The organism is Flavobacterium cyanobacteriorum (assembly GCF_002251835.1).
Classification (GTDB): domain Bacteria; phylum Bacteroidota; class Bacteroidia; order Flavobacteriales; family Flavobacteriaceae; genus Flavobacterium; species Flavobacterium cyanobacteriorum.
The window spans coordinates 1-4,225 of record NZ_NOXV01000131.1; the positions used below are offsets into that span (position 1 = coordinate 1).

General features: G+C 35.4%; 4 protein-coding genes. All 4 read left to right on the top strand.

Annotation, left to right across the window (positions count from 1 at the left end):
• Positions 1 to 168: 168 nt before the first annotated feature.
• The 4 genes from CHU92_RS01770 (at position 169) to CHU92_RS01785 (ending at position 3,991) form a co-directional block, all read left to right on the top strand.
• Complete coding sequence (locus CHU92_RS01770) at positions 169 to 651, top strand: CPCC family cysteine-rich protein (RefSeq protein ID WP_094411996.1); 483 nt, start codon at positions 169 to 171, stop codon at positions 649 to 651.
• A 368-nt stretch (positions 652 to 1,019) separates the two neighbouring features.
• Entirely contained in the window at positions 1,020 to 1,346 is a 327-nt protein-coding gene (locus CHU92_RS01775; RefSeq protein ID WP_094411997.1) for a helix-turn-helix domain-containing protein, read from the top strand.
• Positions 1,336 to 2,634: a DNA (cytosine-5-)-methyltransferase gene (gene dcm / locus CHU92_RS01780; RefSeq protein WP_094411999.1), complete on the top strand. Its 1,299-nt coding sequence runs from the start codon at positions 1,336 to 1,338 to the stop codon at positions 2,632 to 2,634. The genes CHU92_RS01775 and dcm overlap by 11 nt, the downstream gene beginning before the upstream one ends.
• Positions 2,606 to 3,991, top strand: a complete 1,386-nt coding sequence (locus CHU92_RS01785) for a Sau3AI family type II restriction endonuclease (protein ID WP_094412001.1) — start codon at positions 2,606 to 2,608, stop codon at positions 3,989 to 3,991. The genes dcm and CHU92_RS01785 overlap by 29 nt, the downstream gene beginning before the upstream one ends.
• Positions 3,992 to 4,225: the final 234 nt, after the last annotated feature.

A 4,225-nucleotide genomic window follows, 5' to 3' on the forward strand; every position in this document is an offset into this window, starting at 1 on the left:
AATTTTGGCAGCCACTAACAGGCGTTTGGCAAGATTGCGAATTTTGTAGTAAATTCACGTTTACATTTCGCAAGAAATTTTATCTCTAAAAGAAAATAATCGGTTCCGAAGTTCGCAACCTCGCCAAGCGCCGGAACGTTAGCGGTCAGCTTAAAAGACAACCTAGAAATGAAAGAGCAAGAACATTATAACGACAATTTTAATCAGAGAAGAGACTTCTTTCAGAAAAACTTTGCAATAAAAATCGGTAAACAAAGGACTGATGTCAAAAGTGAAGACATATTAAAGAACTCTTGCCCAGTTTGTGGTTACTTGACCTTGGACGAACGGGATTCGTTTGACATTTGTGCCATATGTTTTTGGGAAGACGATGGAATAGATGACTTTGAAGTGAACAATGACAGCGGACCAAACCATATGACACTTAAAGAAGGACGTAAAATTTTCCAAGAAGCAAAAAGAAAACTGTTAACTGCAACCGAAGGTGACAACAACTTAATTGATACTCTGAAAAACAAATTTTTAAACCTAGACAATTCAATTGAACTAGAAAATTTAGACAAGTCTGAAATAGTTAGATTACAAAACGAAATAGTTGACTTGCTTACTAAGAACAAAGTATTTGGAATTGAAAAACTGTTTGACAAATAAAAGCCGAACCGCTAACAGCAGCTACAAGAAATTGGCGGTTCAGTGGTTAATTGAACATTTGAGCTTCGTATCAAGTACAGTGGTGGCAGAAAGTTTTCGTCTCCGAAATCGCCAACTTCTTGTAGCTGCAACACGTTAGCACTCACCCTAAAAAACCGACACGACCGACAATATACGAACAGAAAAATACCAACGCTTCGCAAAATTAAAAGAGCTGTTTTCCCTTCCACAAGCCGGCCTAAAACAGCACATTTAATTTTGCCCGACACACCCAAGCCCACCCACCACCCAAACATTGTTGAAAACTTCTTTGGACTTTTTTTGTCCATAAAATTATTCTACTTATTTTTGGACAATATTTGACCAATATGGCGACAATTAAGAAGACAAAATCATTTGGAGAACATCTCAGACATCTAAGAGAGGAAGCTGGTTTGACTTTAAAATTTGTTTCAGAACAAATTAGCATTGACACTTCGCTTCTTGCTAAGATTGAACGCAACGAAAGACAGCCGACAAAGCAAATTATTAAGCAAGTTGCTGACTTTTTTAAAGTTGACGAAAAAGAATTGCAGAATGACTTTTTAAGTGATCAAATCGCTTACAAAATTCTTGACGAGGAAGCTGATTTAAGTATCTTAAAAGTTGCTGAGGAAAAAGTGAAATACCTAAAAACTGTTCACAATGGAAAATGAAATTAAAGTCGTAGAATTATTTGCAGGCGTAGGTGGCTTTCGTCTTGGACTTGAAGGATGGAATGGAAAATCTGCATCATCAGGATATAAAAAATCTCTAAAATCACCTTATAAAGTGGTCTGGAGCAACCAATGGGAACCATCCACAAAAACGCAACACGCTTCATTAGTTTATGAAAATCGTTTTGGGAAAAACCGACATTCTAATGAAGACATTGCACAAGTTGATGTATCTAAAATTCCCGACCATGATTTATTGGTCGGTGGGTTTCCTTGCCAAGACTATTCAGTTGCGACAACTCTAAAAAATTCAAAAGGACTTATCGGAAAGAAAGGTGTTTTGTGGTGGAGTATTCACAAAATAATTTCAGAGAAAAAGAATAAACCAAAATATTTATTTCTTGAAAATGTTGATAGGCTTCTCATTTCGCCATCGGGACAACGAGGACGAGACTTTGCTATTATCCTACAAAGTTTAAATGAATTGGGTTATGCAGTAGAATGGAGAGTAATTAATGCAGCAGATTTTGGTATGCCACAAAGACGAAGAAGAATTTTCATTTTGGCTTATCTTAAAGGAACTAATATTTATGAAAGCATAAAGGAAGTTGCTCCAACTGAATGGATTTTGGAAGATGGAACTTTGGCAGAAGCATTTCCTGTAACATCAGAAAACACATTATTTCCAACAGAATTTAAGCTCAAAGGAGATATTGTTTCAATTTCTGAAAATTTCAACAAAGGCGGAACGACAGGACTTTTTGAAAATACAGGTTTAATGATTAATGGATTGGTTACAACCCTTAAAACGCAACCAAACTATGATGGAAAGTTCACGATTTTGAGAGACCTTATTCAAAATGGAGAAGTAACATCAGAGTTTTATATTGACAAGAACGACCTTGACAAATGGGCTTATTTAAAAGGTCCTAAAAAAGAAATGCGAACAAACGCACAAGGTTTTGAATACAATTACAGTGAAGGTGGAATGATTTTCCCTGACCCATTAGACAAGCCGTCAAGAACAATAATAACCGGTGAAGGCGGAAAATCTCCATCAAGATTTAAACACGTTATTCAAACTCCAAAAGGTTACAGAAGACTTTCGCCTGTTGAACTTGAACGCTTAAATATGTTTCCTGACGACCATACAAAACTTGAAGGAGTATCTGATACCAAAAGAGCATTTTTTATGGGAAATGCTTTGGTTGTAGGTGTAATTGAAAAAATTGGAATTGCATTAAATCAAAAAATTACGAATGAAGTTACCTTACAATCCGAAAGATAAAAAGTCAGTAATTGATTATGCTAAGTTGCTTAAAGGAAAAACTTTAAGAGAGATTTGCGACCCACTAATTTTAGAACACAGCTATACAGGTAAAGGAAACTTCGGACAGATACTTGAGAAGTTTTATTTTGGTTATGATCCAAATTCCAAATCAGAAGCAGACTTTTTTGAAATTGGTATGGAACTCAAGACTTCTCCTTTAAAGCGGTTGAAGAACAATGAGTATCGTTCAAAGGAAAGATTAGTATTAAACATCATCAATTACCTTGAAGTTGTAAACCAACAATTTGAAGACAGTGACTTTTGGAAAAAGAACGCAAATATTCTTTTGATTTTCTATTTACATCAAGCGGGTTATGATGTTTTGGATTACCTAATAAAACTTGTTGACGAGTGGAATTTTCCAAACACAGACTTAGAAATTATCAAGAAAGATTGGGAGTTAATCCAACAAAAAATTGCTGACGGAAAAGCACACGAACTTTCAGAAGGAGATACATTTTATTTAGGTGCTTGCACAAAAGGTGCAAATTCCAACTCAACAAGAAAGCAACCTTTTAACGATATTCCAGCAAAACAAAGAGCATATTCGCTTAAACAAGGTTATGTAAATCATATTATTGCTTCAATTGCCAATGAAGCAACAGGAGTTTATGGCAAACTCATTCCGTCAGTTGCTGTTGCAAAAAAGCAAACAATCGAAGATATTGTTGTTTCTAAATTCAAGCCTTATTACGGTAAGACCGTTGACCAAATAATTGCCATTACAGGAGTTGAATTAAATACAACTGCAAAAAGTTTTTATTCCAATCTTACAAAAGCAATTTTAGGAATTGAACTTGATAAAGAAATTGAAGAATTTGAAAAGGCTGAAATCATTGTAAAGACTGTAAGACTTAAAGAAAACAATTTACCGAAAGAGGATATTTCATTTCCAAATTTCAAATACGAAGAAATCGTAAATGAAGAATGGGACGACTCCAATTTCAAAGACATTTTAGAACATAAATTTTTATTTGTGTTTTTCCAATTTGAAAACGAGCAATTAGTTTTGAGAAAAGTTAAGTTTTGGAATATGCCTTATGCTGACATTCTTGAAGCAGAAAAAGTTTGGGCAAAGACAAAGGAGATTGTTTCAAAAGGCAAAATCGTGAAAGAAGTAATCGGGACAACACGTTACACAAATTTTCCAAACAAATCATTCAATTCAGTATCACACGTACGACCACACGCCACAAACGCAGCAGACACTTATCCTTTGCCTACCAAAGACAAATTGACTAAAGCAAAAGAATATACTAAACACTGTTTTTGGCTCAACAACACTTATGTAAGAGATGAAATTTATTTAAAATAGCCAAAGCTATTGGTGGCACATTTGCAGTTTTTTCAACCGCACAAAGCCAAGCAAAAAACAGCAAAAGAGCCACCAAGCCAACGCACCAAGACAGACACGAAATGAAAATGAAAAACCACGACAGAAATGAAGGGCGAAGTGCTAACACGGGTTTGGCAAAAGTGGCGGTTCAGTGCTCCGCAGACACATTTGTGGTTAATCAAAGTTTGGTTCTCCGCATCAACATTTGTGGTG